The following is a 24,438-nucleotide window of genomic DNA, read 5'->3' on the forward strand; positions in this document are numbered from 1 at the left end:
ATTGAGATATTGAGTTTTAACATCTTTAAACAAAAAAGCTTGGATAAATCCAAGCTTTTAAGTGACACTGTTGCTTAACTACTACACGTGTAGTGAGGTGTTATGGTAAGTTCACGCCGATTTCTGATTTGCGACAGAATAAATAGCTTTTATATAGCGTCTTGCCATACGTCGACCCTGGCCATAACCTCTGAGTAGCTTTTTCTTATCCATGGTAAGACGTTTTACACAGAAAGCTTCGTCTGGCGCGATTACCCTTATAGTGCAGTCGGCTGGTGGATTATTTAAAAAGTCGAGCGTTTCATTGTAAATGGCTGCGCGCTGAAGCATCTTTGCAAGGATCGCAGGCTGGTTCCCATACATCTTTTGCATTAACCAGGTTGATTTTACTTCGGGCTTGGTGAATCCAAGTGGTTGAGAAAGTATCACGGTAATATCTCGTGCGCCCATATTGTAAGCTTTAATGGCAGGTATTGCATCTGCAACGCCGCCATCAAGATAGCGCGTACCGTTTATTATTATTTCATCCCTATATGCGGTGGGCAACGCACAAGAAGCTACCATCAAGTCATCGACATTATCCTTGGTGGCCTGTATATATTCACACTCACCTGACTCGGCATTTGTTACCCCTACGTACAAAGGCATGCTGCTCTTTTCCCCAGGCGCGGGAATATTCATGGACTGTTTAGAGTGATGCCATAGCCAATGGACATCTGTCATGTGCCCCCCCTTTATGAATCGAAGGGGGCTGAAAAATTCGCGCTTCGTTGCATATTGGGTAATGATGGTCTTGCTTAATCCATGCATTTTTGAGACGTAAGTCGATAAGTTTGTCGCCCCAGCGGAAACGCCTAATGTGAAATCAAAAGGGTAATAATCTTGCTCCATGAATTTGTCTAGTACGCCAGCCGCAAATATTCCGCGCATCGCGCCACCCTCTACAACTAATGCACTTTTCATCCGCCCTCTCCTTGTAAACACGTTGACAATTATCTGGTATGACCACTATCGATACCCGCTATCCTACAGGAATATCAAGAGGTGTGCCAAAAAGAAAAAACCGCGAACAAGTCGCGGTTTTTACAAAGTTATCGTTAAAACTTTAATTATATTGAATTATGTGCATTTATTTCATAGTCACAGTTAGCACGGGTGCATTACCATCTGGCCCGGTAACTTTAAACTCATAAAGACCAGATTCAGCAATTTCAATCAACAAATTGTTGTTACTTTGCCCCAATAATTTAGGCTCACTGGGAATGACAACATTACTCGCAGCATCGTTGGGGTTACCAAAGTTGACCGTTGACCAATCTTCAGAGGCCACTTTGAACTCGATACTACCTGCGCTTAACTCAATGTCAGCGGTGTAAACTCCTTCTCCTTGATATTCAAACATATCTACCGCACCCCATCCGTTCATACCGCCACGGATATAGACTTGAGTGTCTCCCCAAAACGCTTCTTTAAATACACCAATAGTAGGCGCACCTAAATCAGTCACGTTGAAAACAAACACATAGCGGTCTGCAGTTTCAATGTTCAAGATAAGGTTATCGTTAGTTGCAGCGAGACCTAGAGTTTGACCCGGAGCAAGGTTTCGATCCGCGTCATCTGCTGAGAAAGCACCAAAATTCACGGTACTCCAATCTTCAGATGCAACTTTAAACTCGTACGTGCCAGGCTCCATATCTCGAGCAAAGGTATAGATACGACCACCTTGGTAAGTGAACTCCTCGTCTGTCCCCCAACCGTTCATTGCACCACGAAGATACACAGGTGTTCCAACGTAGGGCTCTTCGTTCTCTACCATAAGGATTGGTGCTTCGCTATCAGTCGCATCAATAGTAAACAGGTAGGTCGCGCTCGTCGCTGGTGTAAATGAAAGGTTGGTATTAGTACGTGCAAGAACCTTTTCTTCACCCGCTATTACTGTACCTTCTTCACCATCCGCTGCGCCAAAGTTCACTGTACTCCAATCTTCAGATGCGAATTTGAATCCATATGTAACGCCACCTTCAAGTGTAGCTGTTACGGTGTACTTACCGTCACCCTGATAGGTAAATGCATCATCAGTTGACCAACCATTCATATCTCCACGCAGGTAAGCGATGGTGTCGCCGTAAGGAACAACATCAGGCGCACCAGACGTGGCATACGCGGATAGACCATAACCTTGGGCTCCAGACTGTGGTTTTACGAACACAGCAATAGTTAGTGCAGGAACGGTAAAGGTTCCATTACCCTCTTCACCTTCTACAAATGTGGCGCCGCGTACCGTGGCATCAACTGAATTCATTTGTGTGGCATGGAGCGAAAAGCCTGTTGCAGTGTTGACGGTGATAGACTTCTCTTCATATCCCGTATTCACTAGCACCATAATCGCATCATTCATCATGTCTAGGTCTTGACGAGACTCATCACTGTTTTCAGATACGCCGTCATCAATGCTCATCGCAATGAGGCCACGTTGCTGGCGCTCACCGATATTGTGGAAACCAATACGATCGATAATGTCTTCAGCGGTAGTCAATCTAAACAATGGACTTGTCATACGAATGTTTAGCAACTCTGCAAAGACGTCTGAGGCAAACATGATATCTGCCATCGACGCAGCGCGGTTCGGACTATAAATAAACTCACCCATTTCTTCCCAACGGGCTTCATTGTCCTGTGCTAGCGGTAAGCCTACATTCCAGTTATTGGTCTCGTAAGTGAAATCCACATAGTTAAACCAATCTCCGGCATCATAAGTGTTTCTATCCATTGATTTGGAGCGAAGCATGTCGCCGCCCATTTGTAAAAATGGAATACCTTGAGACACAAGATTAATACCCATTGCTACATTTTGGGCACGAACCCGCTGTTCTAGAGTAATATCTTGTGGAAGCGTGTAGTTTAACTGATCCCATAGTGTTTCATTATCATGCTTTGACACGTAGTTAATGATATCTGCTGGGTCTTCAGCATAGCCACCCAAGTTACTTGTTGCACCAGCACTGCCTGAAGACGTTTCTAACACATAGTCTTTCAACGTGCCTATCATGCCCATTTTTACACGGTCTTGCGCGCTTAATAGCCCTTCATCTTCCGGTCTAAAGATAGCGCCTTGGCGAATAGCTTCTCGAATACGGTCGTTATAGGTACCAATCTCGGTACCAGCCATATTGAGCTGGCTCGCTTGCTCGTAACCGCGGTCTATTTTAGTCCAGCCTTCACCGTAAAAGTAATTGTCTTCGTCAATAGAATGAACAGCATCACGCAAGCGCACCATGGTGTCTTTAGTGGCTTGGCTCATAATATCGAAACGGAAAGAGTCATACTTATAGTGTTCAGTCCACATAAGCAGTGAGTCTTTCATGAATTTTTCCATCATGACATTACGAGGTTCGGTGTCATCACAGCATGTTTCACGAACAATCGCGCCAGTATCCACTTCGTAACGGTGATAGTAGCCCGGTACCGCTTTGTCTAAAACTGACTTGCTGAAAACACCCGATGCATTGGTGTGGTTGTATACAACGTCTAATGCAACACGAAGTCCCATCTCGTGAAGTGCTTGGATCATGGCGCGCATTTCTACTATTCGTTCAACACCTTCTGCACTTGACGCATAACTTCCTTCTGGCGCGTTAAAGTGATGAGGGTCATAGCCCCAGTTGAACGTATCTAGATTCCGCAAATCATTAGTAAGCTGTTGTGCCTTGCCCGCTTCAGATAGTGGATCATAAGAATTGTAAACATCGATTAGCAGTGCGTTTGCGCTTTCTTCTTCACACACTGCCGCACTGCTGTTTAAGCGACACAATTTGCCTACCGTATCGTATAAATCAACGGTCTTAGTAGGGTCTTCGTCAATGGTTGCGATGTCATTCGCTGGAAGGATATGGAAGTAGGTAAGCCCTGCCTCAACAAGCTTTTTAAGGTGCTCAACAGGTGCTGTGCCCTCTTCAGTAAAGGCAAGGTATTTACCTCTATTTTCCTCAGACGTAGACATATCACGTACGCTAAAGTCACGAACGTGTCCTTCGTAAATGACTGCATCTTCATAATTTTCAACCGTCGGAATAGTATGAGTATCCCACCCTTCAGGTTTTAAATCATCATCCGCTAGATTTACAAAGCGCGAGAAACGGCCGTTTGTGCTTAGTGATACAGAATATGGGTCTGTTACAAGCAGTGTCTCCACTTTGCCCGTAATCGGGTGATAAACAGCGACTTCATAACGGTAAAGCTGACGGTCAAGGGACATATCGCCTTCATGGCGCCAAACACCTGAGGTATCGTCACGAACCATTTCAATACGTTGGTTTAATGTCTTGTTGTCGTTATAAATCAGAAGATCAACATTTGAAGCAGTAGGCGCCCACAATGCGGCAGTAATACCTGTATCAGAGTAGATACCACCAAGTTGAGCTTCGTCGGCATCGTCTTCACCGAGCGTATATAGTGCGTCTATTCCGTTAGCCAGTTGGATCCCGGTCGCAACAACAAGCGCACCGTCAGCATCGTAACCCCCAACTACGGCTTGTGTCGTCAACACGGTTTTAGCATCTTCAACCGACCAGTCGCCTTCCCAAGCCTGCATAGTAGATAAGTGCGGCGCACGGGCAGATTGCTCTTCGGTAAGTGTTGTACTCATTAACGTTACTTGAGTACCGTTAATACCCTCTTCCAGCGTGCTCTCTAAGTCAGCCTGTGCTGAATAGTGAAGTTTCACCTCTGAAACGGTTTCAGGTACGTCCCATAAAATAGTGTTGGCATCTAACCAATGCGCGCCAAAGCCCTCGATATCAACAGGCTGAGGCCCAAGAGACATGATAGGAAACTCAAATATGGTTGCCTCGCCAGAAAGTGTAAAATTCATGCGTACAAATGTTTCATCATCTTGTACTAAAGAGCCTTGGAAGTCTCCGCCCCCCATTTCTTTTCCGGCATCGTCAGTACCCTTGTGGATAATGAAATTGTGGCAGCTTCCATACCCTTCCTTAAGATCTAGAATCCAATACGCGCCATAGTTTGGATCGATACCGCTATGAATGCGACCGTTGGCCCAATCAGTGTCTGCGTCAGCATAAGCATCACACTCGTCATTGTTCCAAGTATGTAGTCTCCAGCCTTCATAAGCTGCATCGTTACTTGAGTTATCAGCGTCAACAGCAGCCCGATTATAATAAAGTACAGCTTGATTAGATGAAGGGGTAAATACAGGTGCAGGTAAACTTGGATCAGCACCGGCTTCACATGCATCGTTCGCTTCATTAGGTACGAGCGGCGCATCGCATTGAATAGGTGGTGGCGGTTCACAAGCCGTACCTGTTGAATTAGGTACATTTGGAACCTCACAGGTAAGCAGATCGTTGGTGCCCGACTCTACGCCCGAGCCACCGCAACCTGCAAGTGTATAAGCGCCTACTACGAGTAACGCAGCGCGCACTACTCTTTTTTTAGTAAACATAGAATTCTCCTGAATATTTTCGCTACTTTTGGCAACCGAATATTCCTTCGTGTTGCTAAATAAATTACCTAAGATGCTGTTTTTCATAGTTGATATGTCATCCCTAGGTAATATTGCGTTCCAAAGTATTGGATAGTGCCGGTTTGCTCTTCTGATGAGAAATAGCTCTTCGTTGGCTCGTCTGTTAGGTTATTAACTTGAAATAGTACGCTCCAATTGTCGTTAATCTCGTACGACGCTTGGTAATCAATAACCAATTCTTCGTCAAAGTTAACCACCTGGTCGTTTACCGCTACTTGCTGCGAAACAAATGCATCGCGATATCGGCTAGACAAGCGAGTTTCAAAACCTTCGTATTCCCAAAACACGGTTAGCGTAGCAACGTTTTCAGAAAGACCTGGTAAGTTAGCGGCATACACGTCATCACCTAGCGTGCGCTGAATTTCACTTTCGGTGTAAGAGTAACTTGCGCTAACGCCTAAGCCTGACCACATGCCAGGCAGCATGCTATAAATTTGCGTATAGGCGATTTCTAAACCGCGAATATAGCCACCTTCGGCATTGTTTACGGCTGTGCTGTAGCTACCATTTTCAGTAGGGACGGTAATAAAGATGGGGTCGCCATTTTCATCAAGCGCGAGTTCGGCTTCCTGTCCTGCAAACTCTGGCGTCAAGTAAACCGGCACACTTACGTTATCAGGAATTACAATGCCGTTTGCTTCAAAATCATAAGGCTCTATTTCGATGTCTTCTACGAACGATTCAATGTCTTTATAAAAGCCAGCAACAACTAATGCACCTTCCGTATCTGAGAAATAATACTCCCACGAAACGTCGTATTGAGTTGCATAGAATGGTTCTAAATAAGGGCTGTTACGGGCGCTACCACTAACCCTTGCCGTAGGGTTGGAAAGCGTAATTTCACCCGAGTCTCTGTCTTGGAAAGCGGTAACCGTTTCAATAGTGGTTGACGCATTTGCGGCAAAACGGTTTATTGGCGCTCTGCCCATCACTTTTGCAGCAGCTACACGAAGTTGCGTGTCATCTGTAAGTTTAAAGTTCAGGTTAATTGAAGGCAAAACGTCAGAATATTCGTGACTTATCAACGCTGGGCGATAAAAGTTATTAATTAACCCTACGTCGTCGGTAATGTTTTGTGCACCAGCCGTAGGGTCACTAACTTCAACCGATGTTCCGGTCTCAAGGTCTTCAATTAACTGAGTAGCACGCTGTAGCGTCGTTGAACTTTGTTTACTTTTAACGTAACGAACACCAACATTACCTGTAACAGGGATACTGCCAATTTCTGTATTAATGTTTGCCATCAAGTAAGCAGAATTCACAGTTTCAAATACATCGCCACTTTCTTGTAGCGTCCACGCAGTAGCTGGCCCTGTACCTGGACCATTAATAACGCCGGCAGCGCCAGGTCCCCACGTTTGAACAGGCTGTGGCCTACCGTTTGGAAACCAAGCATTAAGTGCACTCTCTAGATCAACGGAAAGATAACTTGGAAAATAACCAAAATCACCGCTCCAATTTACCTCTTCGACCATATCAGAAGTTAACTGAAGTGGCGGTTCGCTTACTGAGAATGCACTATCGTTTCCGTATTCAAACACAGAGCGGTCATTGTTATATTCCCGGTCTGAGTAACGATAGCCAAATTCAAAGCCTGAAATGATTGGCACATCAACATAATATTGGAAGTCTACGCGATAGGCGTCTAACTCATCTTTGTTTTCATACGGGTAAATGCCGTATTTACTTACCATTACACGGTCTAAGTCTGTAAAAGTATCACTTTGATTAAAACCGATATCAGGTAAGTTTAGTCCGTTGAGCAAATAAGAAATTTGAACGTTTTCGTCGAACACGGGGTTTGCCGCTGTCGCGTCTTCGCCAACAAGCGACCACAGTAAGCCGTTTCTAAAGTCGCTTTCAGCACTTGAGCGGGAGACGTCAAACTGAACCGCTAAATCTGGCGATATTTCCCAGCTAGCATTCACGCCTAAGTTGGTAACACTGTCAAAATCTTGATTGTCGTCGTTTACCAACTCAACACGGGTAAAGCTGTTGTCTGTACGAGAAAATGTGCCGCCAATTACGCTGTTATTTACTACTACAGGATTAGTTATACCAGCGTTTATTCCACCTAGCTTAACGCGAAACCCGCGAGCAAAGGCTTCGGAGTCAAATTTCGAGATAAAAGCATCAGCTTTAAGAGTAAAGGTATCGATAGGTGCCCATTCAAACGCAGCAACATAGCCGTCGCGCGTCTCTTCCCCGCCCTTGTGCTGCATTTCAAAACCTTCTGAAATGAGTTCACAATTGGGGCAATCTGCTGGCCCGTCTATATCACCTTCAAGTCCGTCTACATCAACTTGACCGTTATAAGCTAAACCAATGAATTGAGTAGAAACGCTCGGTTGGAATAAACGAGCATAACCTAGTGATAGACCTAGCGTATCGTCAAGGAATTTACCTTGGTATGAGAAACTCAGTCTATGTCCATACTCTGTAGCATCACTCACCTCTGACGCTCTATTGTTGTACATGCCACGCATGTTGGCGCTGAATTTATGTTGCTCTTCAATGGCAAGTGGTGATGCAGTTTTAAGTTCTACCGTACCCGCTATACCCCCCTCAATAAGCGATGCCTTGGGAGATTTATAAACCGCCGCCTCACTAATAAGTTCTGAAGGATACTGATCAAACTCAATTGCCCGGCTTCCGCTGGTCGATACCTGCTCTCTACCGTTTAATGTAGAAAACACAAAGTCACCGGATAGACCACGAATGTTTATCTGCGCGGCTTGCCCCCCGGTTCTTACCGCAGAGATACCTGGCAAGCGGGTCAGTGCATCTGCCATAGATACGTCGGGAAGCCCGCCCAAATCGTCTGCAGATATTTGTTCAGAAACCGTATCGGAGAAGCGTTTCTGGTTTAGTGATTGGATCAAGCTGGTACTAAAACCACGTACTTCAATACGCTCTAAGGTATCTTCTTGTGGTCGTTCAACTTCGTCTATTGACGTGTCTGGTGACTCTTGGGCATAAAGAGGAGCTGCGCTAAACGCGACCCCACTACTTATCAAGGCCGCCATGATAGTGCTGGGTTTGAATGTTTTCATTGGTGTCCCATTCCTTGTTTATTATCGACACTTTTTGGACTACCACCCCCAAAAATGTCGCTTATGGTTCAACACCAAATACTACTGTTTTGTATAAAAAGGGAGCAATGCTATGCATACGTATTCATTTACATCCATGAAACATAATTTAAACAAAGATCGGGAATAATTGTTTTATATAACTTTTAGAATGAAGGATTTAGGAGATTAGCAGAGTTTCTTATGGGAAAAATATAACATTATTGAAGGCCATCCCTAGCTCTCAGGGTTATTACTCACCGTGTTGCTGTGCTAGAAGCACGGCATTATGATGTTCGAAATTCAACGCGCAGCCTTGATTAAAACGCTCAATGTTTTGCTCAATGTACAGATCCCCTCGACCAGGCTGATTTTGTGCTAGCGCCGGAAATGCACCATAACCAGCAAATAAGCAATGCCATGATACTGAGTCCCAGTGCATACCTATATTCTGGCGCTTGATTTCATTCCCTAGATCTTCGCGATTAAACCATGTGCTAATGATCGATTTAAGGGAGTCAGACAACACCAAATTGTTTCTATTGTCACGCCAGTAGTCAGAATCGTTTCTTGTATTAAGCTTATAGTGCGCCACAATATAGTCTCGCACTCGGTCAAAACGTGCTTTTGCAAATGCATTGTAAGATACTCTCTCAACACTTGAGAAAGCGCCTTTTTCAAACATATCCGAGAAGTACTCTATACAAATCTGAACAAGGTGAAGCGCCGTTGCTTCGAGCGGCTCTATAAATCCTTGCGATAGGCCTAATGCTAAACAGTTTTTATGCCAGTGCTGCTCTACTTGCCCGACTTTCATTTTAAGATGCCTAGCTTCTACATCGCTGTTTTCCAGCCCGAGATGTCGACGCAACTCTTCTTCTGCCTTGTCTTTTGCTAAATGTGAAGCACTATAAACATAACCATTTCCAGTGCGGTTTTGCAACGGTATTGACCAGCACCAGCCATTAGATAGCGCGGTCGACTGGGTCTCTACTTGAATATTCTCCTGTGCGTGTGTGGGTAGCACGACAGCTGAATCGTTAAACAAGTTATCAGAATAGGAATTAAATTTAACGCCCAAAGCCTGCTGCAATAGGGTTGAAGAGAATCCTGTACAATCAACGAAAAAATCTCCTTCGATATTGCCTCTATCTGTTACAAGATGGCTAATATCTCCGCTAGCATGAAGTGCCACGTCGCTGATTACGGCACTAACGTGGGTAACGCTCCTTTCAACCGCAACATCACGCAGATAGTTGCCCAGCAATGCGCTATCAAAGTGGTAGCCATATTCCATTCTAAATGGAAAATTTTCAGGCGTTAGAGGCGCTTTATTCTGTTTTGCCAAGACACCATTTAACAAAAAATCTTCTGGGTTGACGTGACTATCAAGACCTAGCCTACGTGTGCGGCAGTTTACTTCAAAAGCACGCTGGGTAAAGGTGTCTGTTTGAGAGATAAAGGGATGGCGATACTGTTTAACACCGGAACCCGGACTCCAGTCATTAAACCGAATACTTACCTTGTACGTTGCATTGCACTTAGGCATCCAATCACGCTCTTTGATTTTTAGCTCTTCAAAAAAGCGCTTTAATGTCGGTGTAGAACCTTCGCCTACACCGATAATTCCTATATCGGGAGATTCAACAAGGGTGACGTTAACCTTGTCCGATGGCCATTTATTTACAAAATAATTGGCTGCCATCCAGCCGGCAGTCCCGCCCCCGGCTATGACTATATTCATTGGTCTATTCATATTAAACGGCTAACCACAAAACTGCTTCAAGAAGTCGTCATGAGTCGCAATTTTCCCAATCGGCTCATTCTTAATGCGTTTAATATTTTGCATTAGCTCTTGTAGTTTTTGCTCAGACAAGGCGTTTGCGAGAGGATGGTAATCACCTTGTGCTATACCTTGCCCTAGCAGCACCTGTAGCCAAGAACTTTCAAGGAATAAATCATTTTGCTCTCTGAACAAGTTACCTGATGCTCTAAAAAGCTCAATTTTATGCGTCAAGCTGTCTGGCACTTCCATTTCTCGTAGATCCCTCCAGAAATGCGAGTCAGTTCGTTCATTGACATGGTAATGCAAAATAATGAAATCACGTATTTGTTCATATTCAAGCTGAGACTGCTTGTTGTACTCATCTATCTGATATTGCTTAAACCCTTCATGTGGGAATAAATGGATGAGTCGAACTACTGCAGACTGAATAAGATGAATACTCGTTGACTCGAGGGGCTCTAAAAACCCGCTAGAAAGCCCAACGGCCACCACATTTTTATTCCACTGCTTGCGTCTTCGTCCTGTTTTAAAGCGAATAAAATTAGGGTCCGCCAGAGGCTTGGTATCCAAGTTGTTCGACAGTATGTCCAGCGCCTTATCATCGCTGTAATAGTTACTACTGTACACTAAGCCATTTCCATTACGGTGCTGTAACGGTATACGCCACTGCCATCCGGCAGAGTGCGCAATCGAACGAGTATAAGGACGGGTTTGTTCGTGGCGCTCTGAAGGCATAGCCACTGCCCGGTCACAAGGTAACCAATGCGACCAATCCTCGTAGCCGGTATTCAGTGTTTGTTGCGTAAGTAGCCCTTTAAACCCTGAACAGTCAATAAACAAGTCGCCTTCGATATGAGCACCGTCTTTAAGCGTCACACCGGTAATAAAACCGCTGTCTGCATCCTGTTTGACATCAGTAATAATGCCTTCTTTGCGAGTAACGCCCATCGCCTCACATTTCTTACGAAGGAATCGAGCATACAGCGACGCATCAAAATGATAAGCATACGGCATTTCTATAATTGGGTCGGGAGACTTGATGTGGGCAAATTTACCCGCTTTACAGGCAAGGTAGTTTAGATCGTATTCCCATATCGAGTCAGATAACCCTAACTCTTGAGCGCGTTTGAAATAATGATGAAAATGACAAAAAGCGTAGCTTTTACCCGGGGCGCCAAAAGTGTGGAAATAGCTTTCCCCTTCTACCCGCCAGTTTTCAAACTTAATCGCTAGTTTCATGGTGGCGTTTGTTTCGCGTAAGAACTCTTTTTCGTCTATCCCCATTACATTGTTAAGGGTAATGATAGGCGGAATAGTGGCTTCGCCAACACCAACGGTACCGATTTCTTCAGACTCAATAAGCGTTACATTCACGCCTGCACCGATAAGACGTTTTATAACAGCTGCTGAAATCCAGCCCGCTGTGCCACCACCTACAATAACTACATTTTTTACCGTTTTATTCATCATATTTTTTGCCGTCACCATTGCTTAAGTGGCCACATTACTATCATCTTTAAATATCATGACATGTAATGTTATACAACAAAAAGCCCCAATACATTACGTGAATTGGGGCTTGTTTAATGTTACTTGTTTAAGCGCTCGCATGTAACAAGCGCTGCTTCAACAACCACTTAGAATGTGTAGTTGAAGCCAAGTAAGAAGTTACGACCAAAGCTTTGGTGTTCAATAATCTGGCGGCTATCCCCAGGATTAACACGTACTGTTGGTTCATCTGTCAAGTTCTGACCCTGAAGCGTTACGCGAAGACCTTGCAGATATTCAATACCTGATTCGCTGAAATCATAACCAATCTGCGCGTCAACTTGTTTAACACCATTGTCCTGAATTTGAGCGAGTGACAAGCTCTGCGCACGGGTTTCAGTTGCAAACTCATCGCGCTTGGTTGCCGAAACACGTACTTCAAAACCGTTGCTTTCATAGAAAGCAGTTAATGAGTATGTTTCATCAGACAAACCTGGTACTTGATCACCATTATCAAGCTCACCGTCTAAGAAGGTCGCGCTCGCAAACAAGCCAAAACCTGCTAATGAATCATGAACCAATTCAAGAGGTAAGCTACCCTGAAGCTCCCATCCACGAACAAAACCTTCTAGACCATCTTCTCTGAAGTCTACCGGCCCGATAAAAGTACCTGGTGCGACAATATCAGCATCATTTGTAAGACCGTCGCCATTAATATCCGTATTTCCAGATGTTTGGTGGAAACCTTCGATATATACGTTAGAGAAGTCATTGAACGAGCGACCCGCAACATGCCAGTTAGTTAGATCTTTGTAGAAGAAACTTGCTGCGAAATATCCGGTATCAGCAAAGTAATTCTCGTACGCGATATCAAATTGATTAGCTTCTAGCGGTTTAAGACGCGCATTACCCGCACCTGCTGACCAAGGACCATTATTTGGATTTGTAGAAATAATCTGCTGGTCGTTAAAGGTGAAACTTACTGTGTTATTAGGTCTCATGTCATCCATACGTGGGCGACTGATTACCTTACCCATTGCAGTACGGATAAACTGATTTTCTGCAAACTCAAAGCTTAAATTGATTGTTGGCAAAATATCGTGATATGAAGTACCGTCCGAAACAGGAGCGATTTCTGTAAAGCCGGTTGGTCCAGTAACCGTATTAAACCCACTGCCTTGCTGGTCAACGTCAACAACCTGAACACCAACATTACCTAAAATGTAAACGCCGTTAATTTCTGTATCAATATCAAGCTTGGCGTAAATGGTTAATAGCTCTTCACTGATTGTGTATGAATCACCGAAACGGCCATTTTCAAATAGTTCAGCTTCTGTTTCGATATAGAAGCCACTACGGTATAAACCAAGTGAATCGTACGCAAGAACACCATCGATGCCAATGTGGCTTAGATCGGCTACACCAATTGGATCTGGTACTAGCTCTGCATTGGGCCATGTTGGCGCTGTTAAGAACGCACCGTTATTATCTTTCGTCTTTTCACGATCTTGGTAATTCACACCTGCACTGAACTTCGAGAAAATGCCCCACTCAACAAAACCTTCGATATCAATACGAGCTGCATCAAGCGTCTCATCAAAATCAGGTTCGTTAACAAAACCATCCTGCGCCGTTTCAGGCCCGAAACCTTCAACGCCTTGGAAACGCTCCACTGGCGCTAACGAGCCGCCCCAAGCTTGTGGGCCTGCAAGGAAGATTGCGTTTGGATCAGTAAGGTCTACGCTATCTAGCGTTGGATGCGCACTGTATACTGCGCCTGAAGAAGTCATCTGCCATGAACGTGGTGTAACGGGTCTGCCATCCACGCCTGCACGACCAACACCCGAATAACTCTCAATATCGGTGATCGTCTTATCAACTTCACCCATTGAAAGATCAAGCGTAGCTGTCCAGTTATCGTTTAACGCATATTCTATGTTCAAGCCAAATGTAGTTAGCTCAGCTTTCTGTTGACGCGAATCATTTCGAATTACTGAAAGGAAGCCGTCATAAAAACCTGATGTAACCAAACCATCTTCTACGCCAGTAATAGTGTAAGCACTGGTACCCCATTCGGCACCGCCTTCCTCTACACCGCGACGGGCATCATTCTCTTCAAAATCAATGTAAAGCGCATCGAATTGAATTCTAAGGTCGTCTGTAGGAGCGTATTCGATAACACCAGCTATTGAGGTACGTTCAAGCATCGCTGAACGCGTGAAAGAATCGTGCCCACCAAGTATTACTGTGCCTTCTGGAACTTCAACACCCTCAGCCGCGTTCTCTGCATTTGCTGTTGCATAACCCCAGCCTCTAAAGTACTCCTCCTGACGAGGCGATTCCATATCAGCTATGGCTAACGCTACACCTAACTTGTCATCAGCAAATTGGTCTACATAGTTAAACGACAGGCGATGCCCTTTGTTATCAAAGTCAGGGTTACCAGCGTCATATTCGTTTGCTTCATAAGTACCGTTAAACGCAAAAGTTCGTTCAGCACTTAATGGACGTACAGTCTGAATATCGACTGTACCACCAATACCTTGTGTCATTAGCCCAGCTTCAGGCGTTTTGTAAACAAGGATATTTGAAACAATTTCTGTAGGGTAAAGATCGAACTCTACCCCACGGTTATCGCCCATACCAAGAAGTTCACGACCGTTAAGCGTTGTACCTACGTAGTTCTCGTTAAAACCACGAACAGATATACCGCTTGTACGACCATTGCGGCGTTCACCCGCTAAGCCAGGAAGACGAGCAATTGATTCAGCAATACTGGTGTCTGGAAGTTTACCGATATCTTCTGCTGATAACGCTTCAACAATTGAGGTGTTATCCATTTTGATTGCTTGAGCACGCTGTAAGCTGCCGCGAATACCGCTTACTTGAATAACTTCTAGATTAGCTTCATCAACAGCATCAGTGTTTGCTTCTTGTGCTAGTGCAGGTGCACTACCAAATGCCATACCGCCTGAAATAAGCGCAGCTTTAATTAGGTTGGGTTTAAATTGTTTCATAAAACGGGTGTCCCATACGGTTATAGTTGTTGTCTTTTTGTTGTTCTTATGACAATTAAATGACAATACATCTCGTCGGCATAATGCTATAGAGGACCTAGGGTTTGCACAATTGCCTGCATACGTATTCAATAAAATTTGTGCAACACGGCGTTAACAAAGGATATTCACATTAATATGTAATTTAACAACACAAAATACGTATATTCGGGCTTTTAGCGTAAATGGTTGTAATTTTGTTACATGCAAACTTGAAGAAATGTTAATAAACAGGCACAAAAAAGCCCGCGCTAGGCGGGCTTTTAAATAAGTTCGTAAAGCGTTAGCTTACCAACCAGTTGTTTCGCGAAGTGCCTTACCGATATCGGCAAGTGAACGAACAGTTTTAACGCCTGCGTCTTCTAGTGCTTTGAACTTCTCATCAGCAGTACCTTTACCGCCTGCGATGATTGCACCAGCGTGACCCATACGCTTGCCTGGAGGAGCAGTAACACCAGCGATGTAAGAAACAACAGGTTTAGTTACATTCGCTTTGATGAACGCCGCAGCTTCTTCTTCAGCAGTACCGCCGATCTCACCGATCATTACGATAGCTTCAGTTTGCGGATCGTCTTGGAACATCTGAAGGATGTCGATGAAGTTAGAACCAGGAATTGGGTCACCACCGATACCAACACAAGTAGACTGGCCGAAACCTTCGTCAGTGGTTTGCTTAACCGCTTCGTACGTAAGTGTACCAGAGCGAGAAACAATACCTACTTTACCAGGCTTGTGAATGTGACCAGGCATGATACCAATCTTACACTCTCCAGGAGTGATAACACCTGGGCAGTTTGGACCAATCATGCGAACGCTTTTTGCTTCAACGTATTCTTTAACGTAAAGCATGTCTAGCGTTGGGATACCTTCAGTGATACATACGATTAGCTCGATCCCCGCATCTGCAGCTTCAACGATTGAATCTTTACAGAAAGGAGCTGGTACGTAGATAACTGTTGCAGTTGCGCCAGTTGCTTCTACCGCTTCACGTACAGTATTGAATACTGGAAGACCTAGGTGCTCAGTACCGCCCTTGCCTGGTGTTACACCACCAACCATTTGCGTACCGTAAGCAATTGCTTGTTCAGAGTGGAATGTACCCTGACCGCCAGTAAAACCCTGACAAATTACTTTAGTATCTTTATTAATTAATACAGACATTATTTGCCCTCCGCTGCAGCAACAACTTTCTGTGCTGCATCAGTTAGCGATTCAGCAGCGATGATATCAAGACCTGAGTTCGCTAGAACCTCACGGCCAAGTTCTGCATTGGTACCTTCAAGGCGCACAACAACTGGCACTTTAACGCCAACTTCTTTAACTGCACCGATAATACCTTCAGCGATCATGTCACAACGAACGATACCACCGAAAATATTAACCAATACCGCTTTAACATTGTCGTCAGAAAGGATGATTTTAAATGCTTCAGCAACACGCTCTTTAGTTGCGCCGCCACCAACGTCTAGGAAGTTAGCTGGCTTACCACCGTGTAGGTTTACGATGTCCATGGTACCCATTGCTAGGCCTGCACCGTTAACCATACAACCTACGTTACCGTCTAGTGCTACGTAGTTTAGTTCCCACTGAGCTGCGTGGGCTTCACGCGCATCTTCTTGTGAAGGATCTTGCATATCTTTCAGCTTAGGCTGACGATATAGCGCGTTACCATCGATACCTACTTTCGCATCTAGGCAGTGTAGGTTACCGTCAGTTTTGATAACTAGCGGGTTAATTTCGATTAGGGCAACGTCAAGCTCTTCAAACATCTTAGCTAGGCCAAGGAAAATTTGAGTGAATTGCTTAATTTGAACGCCAGAAAGACCAAGTTTAAACGCCATTTCGCGCGCTTGGTAAGGCTGAGGGCCAACAATTGGGTCGATTTCAGCTTTAAGGATTTTTTCTGGAGTCTCTTCTGCAACAGTTTCAATCTCAACGCCACCTTCAGTAGATGCCATGAATACAACGCGACGGGTTGTACGGTCAACTACTGCACCAAGGTAAAGCTCGTTAGCGATATCTGTGCAAGATTCAACTAGGATTTTGCTCACAGGCTGACCGTTTTCGTCAGTCTGGAAAGTCACCAAATTTTTGCCAAGCCAGTTTTCAGCGAAAGCGCGAATGTCGTCTTTGTTTTTAACTAGCTTTACACCGCCAGCTTTACCGCGACCGCCCGCGTGTACCTGACACTTAACTACCCACTCGTTTCCGCCAATTCGGTCAGCGGCTTCTACAGCACCTTGAGCAGTGTCTGCTGCGTATCCTTCAGAAACAGGCAAACCGTATTCTTTGAATAGCTGCTTACCTTGGTATTCATGCAAATTCATGGTGTTTCTATCCGATTTTTAGTAAGACAAAAGCCGCAAATGCGACTTGATTAGTTTGACTGATATTATAGGGCAAATATCAGCGTTGCGTTAGGCGCAAAGCAAGCATACACAAGCTAAGCGCCTAACCACAATTCCGTGAGACGAAAGTCTTATACGTCTAGAAGTAGACGTGTTGGATCTTCTAGCATCTCTTTAACGGTTACCAAGAAACCTACTGATTCTTTACCATCGATAATACGGTGGTCATAAGAAAGCGCTAGGTACATCATTGGTAGAATTTCTACTTTGCCATTAACAGCCATTGGGCGGTCTTGGATTTTATGCATACCCAAAATAGCGCTCTGTGGCGGGTTAATGATTGGTGTAGACATTAGTGAACCAAACACACCACCGTTGGTGATTGTGAAATTACCACCTTGTAGTTCAGCCAATGACAGCTTACCGTCACGGCCTTTAAGTGCTAGTTCCTTAATTCCTTTTTCAACACCTGCCATGCCTAGTGTGTCAGTATCTTTAAGTACTGGTGTTACAAGGCCACGTGGTGTAGAAACAGCAATCGATACATCGAAGTAGTTGTGATAAACAATGTCATCACCGTCGATAGACGCGTTAACTTCAGGGAAACGCTTAAGGGCTTCGGTTACCGCTTTCACGTAGAAAGACATGAAACCAAGGCGAATACCGTGACGCTTCTCAAAGCTGTCTTGGTACTGCTTACGAAGGTCCATGATTGGCTTCATGTTTACTTCGTTAAACGTTGTTAGCATTGCCGTAGAGTTCTTCGCTTCAAGAAGACGGTTAGCAATTGTCTTGCGAAGACGCGTCATTGGAACACGCTTCTCGGTACGATTACCCGTTGGTAAGTCAGCTGAAACAGATTCAGACGCAGCAGGCGCTGCCTTCGCTGAGCTGTCGCCGCCTTTAAGGTATTTCTCTACGTCTTCTTTAGTGATACGGCCATTTTTGCCAGTGCCTTTCACTTTAGCTGCGTCAACGCCTTTTTCTGCAAGTAAACGACGAACAGAAGGACTAAGCGCATCACTGCTCTCGTCACTGTCATCGCTTTCGCTTGACGCTGCTGGAGCAGAAGCGCCGCTTGCTGCACCTTCTACAAATTTAGCAATCACTTCTTCAGCTGTTACGGTGGCGCCCTCTTCTGCGATAATTTCAGCAAGAGAACCGTCTGCAGGAGCAACAACTTCTAGTACTACTTTATCAGTTTCGATATCAACCAGGTTTTGGTCGCGAGAAACAGCTTCACCTACAGCAACGTGCCATGTAGCGATAGTTGCGTCAGCTACAGACTCTGGAAGTACTGGCACTTTAACATCAGAAGTTTTACCAGAAGCCGCTGGTGCCGCGTCTGATTTTGAATCGTCTTTTGCTTTGCTTTCTGCTTTAGCTTCAGCCGGTGCAGCAGCACCGCCCTTTTCTAGTTTAGCAATAACTTGTTCGCCTAAAACAGTTGCACCCTCTTCGTTTAGGATCTCACCAATTGTACCGTCCGCTGGCGCCACAACTTCTAAAACCACTTTATCAGTTTCAATATCAACCAGGTTCTGGTCGCGTTTAACTGCGTCACCGGCCTTTACGTGCCAGGTTGCAATGGTGGCATCGGCAACTGACTCAGGTAGAACCGGAACTTTTATCTCAATTGTCATTACTGTTCCTTATTTAATTGTGAGTGCGTTTTCAACCAGAGCTTTCTGTTGCTGGTTGTGAACGGATACATAACCTACTGCAGGTGACGAGGATGCATCACGGCCTGCATATGTTAATTTTGCACCATCTGGAATTGCTTGCCAGAAGTGGTGTTGGCTACAGTACCAAGCGCCTTGGTTTTGAGGCTCTTCTTGACACCAAACCCAATCTTTTACATGGCTGTATTGTGCCACAACTTTAGCGCATTCTTCTTGTGGGAATGGATAAAGTTGCTCTAAACGGATGATTGCAACGTCTGTTTGCTCATTTTTACGGCGCTGGTCTAACAAATCGTAGTAAACCTTGCCCGAACACATAACAACACGCTTTACGTTTTTCGGATCGATGTCATCAATTTCACCGATTACGTTATGGAATTTACCTTCTGCTAGCTCTTCAAGTGAAGATACCGCAAGAGGATGACGTAATAGTGACTTAGGCGACATTACGATAAGTGGCTTACGCATAGGACGCACCACTTGGCGACGAAGCATGTTGTAAACCTGTGCAGGTGTAGAAGGCACACACACTTGCCAGTTGTGATCAGCACACATTTGAAGGAAACGTTCAAGGCGTGCAGAACTGTGCTCTGGTCCCTGACCTTCATAACCATGTGGCAGTAAAACGGTTAGACCACACAAACGGCCCCACTTCGCTTCACCAGAGCTTAAGAATTGGTCAAAAACAACCTGCGCACCGTTAGCGAAGTCACCAAACTGTGCTTCCCAAATAGTCAGACACGTAGGCTCCGCTGTCGCATAACCATACTCAAATGCCATAACCGCTTCTTCTGAAAGCACAGAGTCGTAAATTTCAATTTCACCCTGTCCTTCACGAATATGCTGTAGTGGCATATATGTCGACGCATCTTTTTGATTGTGTAACACCGCGTGACGGTGGAAGAAAGTACCACGGCCTGAATCCTGACCGGTAATACGAATATCTTCGCCGGCATCAACGATAGTTGCATAGGCCAAGTTTTCAGCCATGCCCCAATCAAGCATTTTCTCGCCAGCAACCATCGCTTTACGGTCTTGGTAAAGCTTGTTTACGCGAGACTGAAGCTTGTGCTCTTCAGGAATAGTAGTGATTGACTCACCTAGCTCTTTAAGCTTCTCAACTGAAAGCGCTCCATCGTAAGGCGTATCCCAGTCGTGACCAAGGTACGGAGACCAGTCAACGCTATGCTCTGTCATTGGACGCCACTCTTCAACAACGCACGCGCCATGGTCAAGAGCTTCACGGTACTCTTCAACATAACGATCTGCATCACGTTGCTCTATCACACCTTCAGCAATTAGCTGATCAGCATAGATTACGCGTGGAACTGGATGCTTTTTAATTTTTTGGTACATCAACGGCTGAGTTGCATTTGGCTCATCCGCTTCGTTGTGACCATGACGACGGTAACAAACTAAATCAATTACAACGTCTTTCTTAAACTTATTACGGTATTCAAGCGCAAGCTGTGTAACAAAGGCAACCGCTTCAGGATCGTCAGAGTTCACGTGGAAAATTGGCGCCTGTACCATTTTAGCAATGTCAGTACAGTATTGTGTAGAACGGGTATCTTCAGTTTTAGACGTCGTGAATCCAACCTGGTTGTTTACCACGATTCGAACTGTACCACCCACAGCAAAGCCACGAGTTTGTGACATGTTGAAGGTTTCTTGTACTACACCCTGACCTGCTATTGCCGAGTCACCATGAATAGTAATTGGAAGTACAGTATTGGTGTCGTTGTTGCGGCGAGCAAGACGTGCACGTACTGACCCCATTACTACTGGGTTAACAATTTCAAGGTGAGACGGGTTAAATGCTAGCGCTAAGTGAACGTTGCCACCAGGCGTTGCAAAATCTGAAGAGAAGCCTGCGTGATACTTAACGTCACCCGCACCTAGTGAGTCGTCGTGCTTACCTGAGAATTCGTCAAACAGGACAGAAGGATTTTTACCCAGCACGTTAACTAGAACATTCAAACGACCACGGTGAGCCATGCCGATAACCACTTCTTTGGTACCCGCAGTGCCTGCTTTGGTAATTAAACCTTTAAGCATTGGAATAAGTGCGTCGCCACCTTCTAGCGAGAAACGCTTTGCACCTGGGAATTTAGAACCCAAGTACTTTTCCATTCCGTCAGCCGCAGTAAGGCCTTTAAGAATGCCTAACTTCTCATCGCGAGAAATTTCAGGTTTTGCTTGAACAGATTCAATTTTTTGTTGTAACCAACGCTTCTGCTCGGTATCAGTGATGTGCATATATTCTGCACCGATAGAGCCACAGTAAGTGCGGTTAAGCGATTTAAACAGTTCACCAAGCGGCATAGAATCTTTGCCAATAGCATAAGACCCTACATTGAAGACTGTATCAAAATCTTGTTCAGAAAGGCTGTGGTGAGATAGTTCAAGGTCGCGAACACGCTCTTGTTTCCATAGACCAAGAGGGTCTAAGTTAGCGTGCTGGTGCCCGCGGAAGCGGAACGCGTTAATTAACTGAAGAACTTTAACTTGCCTGTCGTCTGAAACACTTGCAGAAGGCACAGACGGACTAGACATGCGGGCTGTAGGCCCTAACGCAGCAAGTTGCCTAAATTGATTTTTAATTGTTGTATGATTGGTTTCTAACTCTACGCCATCGACTTTGGGGAGGTTATCGAAGATTTGTCGCCAATTTTCAGAGACACTTTGCGGGTCTTCTAAATAGGTTTCATACAACTCTTCAACATAGGCAGCGTTGGCACCTGCCATGTGCGAGGAATCCCACCACGCTTTCATCACGCTTTCTTGCATTTAATTTGCCTTGCTACGTTTTATAAAATCTAGTTAACAATCAAGATGTATTATAAGGTTATTCTCAGCATAACCAAGTGTTATAACAGCGAATATATAAAAAAATAGCCATCCTTTTGGGATGGCTATTTAGAGCATCACTATCTGTAACTTTAGGAAGTTAACAGAATATAGTACTAAACAGCCCGTTGTAAAAGCATAGACTTAATTTGGCCTATTGCTTTAGTTGGGTTCAAGCCCTTAGGACATACACTTACACAGTTCATGATACCGTGACAGCGGAATACGCTGAACGCATCATCAAGGTCGTTAAGACGCTCTTCAGTCGCAGTATCACGGCTATCGATAAGGAAGCGATAAGCGTGAAGCAAACCAGCAGGACCGATGAACTTATCAGGGTTCCACCAGAATGACGGGCATGAAGTTGAACAACATGCACATAAAATACACTCGTAAAGACCGTCTAGTTTTGCACGCTCCTCTGGCGACTGTAAGTGCTCGCGTGCTGGCGGCTGCTTACTGTCGTTGATTAAGAACGGCTTAATCTTCTCGTATTGTGTATAGAACTGCGTCATATCAACAACAAGGTCACGTACTACCGGTAGACCTGGAAGTGGACGTACTACTATTTTACCTTTGCCCAGTGCAGAAAGCGGAGTGATACACGCTAGGCCGTTTTTGCCGTTCATGTTCACACCGTCTGAACCACATACACCTTCGCGGCACGAGCGACGGAAAGAAAGCGTCGGATCTTGCTCTTTAAGTGCAAGTAGCGCGTCTAGCACCATCATGTCCTGACCTTCCTCTACTTCTAGAGTGTAGTCTTGCATGCGAGGCTTCGCGTCTACTTCTGGGTTATAACGATAAATCGAAAAAGTTAATTGCATGATCGTTGCCTCTCTTAATATGAACGCACTTTAGGCGGGAATGCTTCCCTAAGCTTAGGCGCCATATTCACTTCACGTTTAAGCATTTTATCAGTGTTCGGATCGTAGATACTGTGGCATAACCAGTTATCATCATCACGGTCCGGGAAGTCGAAGCGGCTGTGGGCGCCACGGCTTTCCGTTCTGAAGTTCGCTGCTACTGCTGTGCTGTACGCGGTTTCCATCAGGTTATCAAGCTCTAAACACTCAATACGCTGGGTATTGAAGTCTGCGCTCTTGTCGTCAAGGCGTGCATGCTTAAGACGCTCGCGAATTTCGCTAAGCTCTTTAAGACCTTCCGCCATTGCTTCACCTTCACGGAATACTGAGAAGTTAAGCTGCATGCATTTCTGCAAGTCTTTCTTAATTTGAACTGGGTCTTCGCCCTTACCTTTCTCTGAATTTTCCCAACGGTTGAAACGCGTCATAGAAGCTTCAAGATCAGACTCTGATGCGTCGCGTGTTGGTGCCATTTCAGACAATGTCTTACCAAGGTGTAAACCGGTCGCGCGACCGAATACAACAAGGTCAAGAAGTGAGTTACCGCCAAGACGGTTCGCACCGTGTACAGATACACAGGCAATCTCACCACAAGCAAATAGACCGTTGACAACCTTGTCGTTACCGTTTTCATCAACCGTTAGACATTGGCCATCAACATTTGTAGGAATACCACCCATCATATAGTGACAAGTAGGAATTACTGGAATTGGCTCTTTCACTGGGTCAACGTGTGCAAACGTACGTGAAAGCTCAAGGATACCAGGTAGACGAGACTCAAGAACGTCTTTACCAAGGTGGTCAAGCTTAAGCTTAATGTGAGTACCCCATGGGCCTTCACAACCACGACCTTCACGAATTTCAGTCATCATTGAACGCGCAACAACGTCACGACCAGCAAGGTCTTTCGCGTTAGGTGCATAACGTTCCATGAAACGTTCGCCGTCTTTGTTTAGAAGGTAACCACCTTCACCACGACAACCTTCTGTTACCAATGTTCCTGCGCCAGCAATACCCGTTGGGTGGAACTGCCACATTTCCATATCTTGAACTGCAACGCCTGCACGAAGTGCCATACCAACACCGTCACCGGTATTGATGTGTGCATTTGTAGTAGATGCGTAGATACGACCCGCACCACCTGTTGCAAGTACAACTGCGCGAGACTTGAAGTAAACTACTTCACCAGATTCGATATCAATCGCGGTACAACCAACAACGTCTCCGTCTTGGTTTTTAACTAGGTCAAGTGCATACCACTCAGAGAAAACTTTTGTTTTGTTCTTTACGTTTTGCTGGTAAAGAAGGTGTAGAAGCGCGTGACCAGTACGGTCAGCTGCAGCTGCTGTGCGAGCGCCCTGCTCGCCACCAAAGTTCTTAGACTGGCCGCCAAAAGGACGCTGGTAGATTTTACCATTTTCGAAACGCGAGAAGGGTAAGCCCATGTTCTCCATTTCAATAATTGCTTCTGGGCCAGTTTTACACATGTATTCGATTGCGTCTTGGTCACCGATATAATCAGAGCCCTTAACGGTGTCATACATGTGCCATTCCCAGTTGTCTTCGTGCGAATTACCAAGTGCTACGGTAATACCACCCTGCGCAGACACAGTGTGAGAACGGGTTGGAAATACTTTAGATAACAGTGCACATGATTTACCAGACTGCGAAATCTGTAATGCTGCGCGCATACCTGCACCGCCAGCACCAATTACAACTGCATCAAACTCGTGAACGGGTAAACTCATT

The 24,438-nt window shown here is 45.1% G+C and carries 12 protein-coding genes; all 12 read right to left on the reverse strand.

Annotated elements, in window-relative coordinates:
* Positions 1 to 111: 111 nt before the first annotated feature.
* Complete coding sequence (locus tag RJ41_RS10710; RefSeq protein WP_039220396.1) at positions 112 to 963, reverse strand: patatin-like phospholipase family protein; 852 nt, start codon at positions 961 to 963, stop codon at positions 112 to 114.
* A gap of 166 nt (positions 964 to 1,129) precedes the next feature.
* Positions 1,130 to 5,461, reverse strand: a complete 4,332-nt coding sequence (locus RJ41_RS10715) for an alpha-1,6-glucosidase domain-containing protein (protein ID WP_039220693.1) — start codon at positions 5,459 to 5,461, stop codon at positions 1,130 to 1,132.
* Between the two features lie 83 nt (positions 5,462 to 5,544).
* Positions 5,545 to 8,595, reverse strand: coding sequence for a TonB-dependent receptor (locus RJ41_RS10720; protein ID WP_039220399.1), 3,051 nt, complete (start codon positions 8,593 to 8,595; stop codon positions 5,545 to 5,547).
* Between the two features lie 271 nt (positions 8,596 to 8,866).
* Positions 8,867 to 10,369, reverse strand: a complete 1,503-nt coding sequence (locus RJ41_RS10725; RefSeq protein WP_039220402.1) for a tryptophan halogenase family protein — start codon at positions 10,367 to 10,369, stop codon at positions 8,867 to 8,869.
* Positions 10,370 to 10,378: 9 nt separating this feature from the next.
* A complete protein-coding gene (locus tag RJ41_RS10730; protein WP_039220696.1) occupies positions 10,379 to 11,866 on the reverse strand; it encodes a tryptophan halogenase family protein in 1,488 nt (495 codons plus the stop codon).
* Between the two features lie 170 nt (positions 11,867 to 12,036).
* Positions 12,037 to 14,904 (reverse strand): TonB-dependent receptor, encoded by a 2,868-nt coding sequence (locus RJ41_RS10735; RefSeq protein ID WP_039220405.1) that lies wholly within the window; start codon positions 14,902 to 14,904, stop codon positions 12,037 to 12,039.
* Positions 14,905 to 15,231: 327 nt separating this feature from the next.
* Entirely contained in the window at positions 15,232 to 16,104 is an 873-nt protein-coding gene (gene sucD / locus RJ41_RS10740) for a succinate--CoA ligase subunit alpha (RefSeq protein ID WP_039220406.1), read from the reverse strand.
* Positions 16,104 to 17,270 (reverse strand): ADP-forming succinate--CoA ligase subunit beta, encoded by a 1,167-nt coding sequence (sucC, locus tag RJ41_RS10745; protein WP_014998325.1) that lies wholly within the window; start codon positions 17,268 to 17,270, stop codon positions 16,104 to 16,106. Before sucC ends, sucD begins: the two co-directional genes overlap by 1 nt.
* A gap of 152 nt (positions 17,271 to 17,422) precedes the next feature.
* Positions 17,423 to 18,934, reverse strand: coding sequence for a 2-oxoglutarate dehydrogenase complex dihydrolipoyllysine-residue succinyltransferase (gene odhB, locus RJ41_RS10750; RefSeq protein WP_039220408.1), 1,512 nt, complete (start codon positions 18,932 to 18,934; stop codon positions 17,423 to 17,425).
* Between the two features lie 9 nt (positions 18,935 to 18,943).
* Entirely contained in the window at positions 18,944 to 21,763 is a 2,820-nt protein-coding gene (gene sucA, locus RJ41_RS10755) for a 2-oxoglutarate dehydrogenase E1 component (RefSeq protein ID WP_039220411.1), read from the reverse strand.
* Positions 21,764 to 21,939: 176 nt separating this feature from the next.
* A complete protein-coding gene (locus tag RJ41_RS10760; protein WP_012518362.1) occupies positions 21,940 to 22,650 on the reverse strand; it encodes a succinate dehydrogenase iron-sulfur subunit in 711 nt (236 codons plus the stop codon).
* A 14-nt stretch (positions 22,651 to 22,664) separates the two neighbouring features.
* Positions 22,665 to 24,437, reverse strand: coding sequence for a succinate dehydrogenase flavoprotein subunit (gene sdhA, locus RJ41_RS10765; RefSeq protein ID WP_014949447.1), 1,773 nt, complete (start codon positions 24,435 to 24,437; stop codon positions 22,665 to 22,667).
* Position 24,438: the final 1 nt, after the last annotated feature.

This window comes from Alteromonas marina (assembly GCF_000808575.1).
In the GTDB taxonomy this organism is placed as follows: Bacteria; Pseudomonadota; Gammaproteobacteria; order Enterobacterales; family Alteromonadaceae; genus Alteromonas; species Alteromonas marina_A.

Excerpts from the sequence above, each read along its gene's own strand:
- RJ41_RS10710 (WP_039220396.1), bottom strand. The coding sequence starts at position 963 with ATGAAAAGTGCATTAGTTGTAGAGGGTGGCGCGATGCGCGGAATATTT.
- RJ41_RS10715 (WP_039220693.1), bottom strand. The coding sequence starts at position 5,461 with ATGTTTACTAAAAAAAGAGTAGTGCGCGCTGCGTTACTCGTAGTAGGC.
- RJ41_RS10720 (WP_039220399.1), bottom strand. The coding sequence starts at position 8,595 with ATGAAAACATTCAAACCCAGCACTATCATGGCGGCCTTGATAAGTAGT.
- RJ41_RS10725 (WP_039220402.1), bottom strand. The coding sequence starts at position 10,369 with ATGAATAGACCAATGAATATAGTCATAGCCGGGGGCGGGACTGCCGGC.
- RJ41_RS10730 (WP_039220696.1), bottom strand. The coding sequence starts at position 11,866 with ATGAATAAAACGGTAAAAAATGTAGTTATTGTAGGTGGTGGCACAGCG.
- RJ41_RS10735 (WP_039220405.1), bottom strand. The coding sequence starts at position 14,904 with ATGAAACAATTTAAACCCAACCTAATTAAAGCTGCGCTTATTTCAGGC.
- sucD (WP_039220406.1), bottom strand. The coding sequence starts at position 16,104 with ATGTCTGTATTAATTAATAAAGATACTAAAGTAATTTGTCAGGGTTTT.
- sucC (WP_014998325.1), bottom strand. The coding sequence starts at position 17,270 with ATGAATTTGCATGAATACCAAGGTAAGCAGCTATTCAAAGAATACGGT.
- odhB (WP_039220408.1), bottom strand. The coding sequence starts at position 18,934 with ATGACAATTGAGATAAAAGTTCCGGTTCTACCTGAGTCAGTTGCCGAT.
- sucA (WP_039220411.1), bottom strand. The coding sequence starts at position 21,763 with ATGCAAGAAAGCGTGATGAAAGCGTGGTGGGATTCCTCGCACATGGCA.
- RJ41_RS10760 (WP_012518362.1), bottom strand. The coding sequence starts at position 22,650 with ATGCAATTAACTTTTTCGATTTATCGTTATAACCCAGAAGTAGACGCG.
- sdhA (WP_014949447.1), bottom strand. The coding sequence starts at position 24,437 with ATGAGTTTACCCGTTCACGAGTTTGATGCAGTTGTAATTGGTGCTGGC.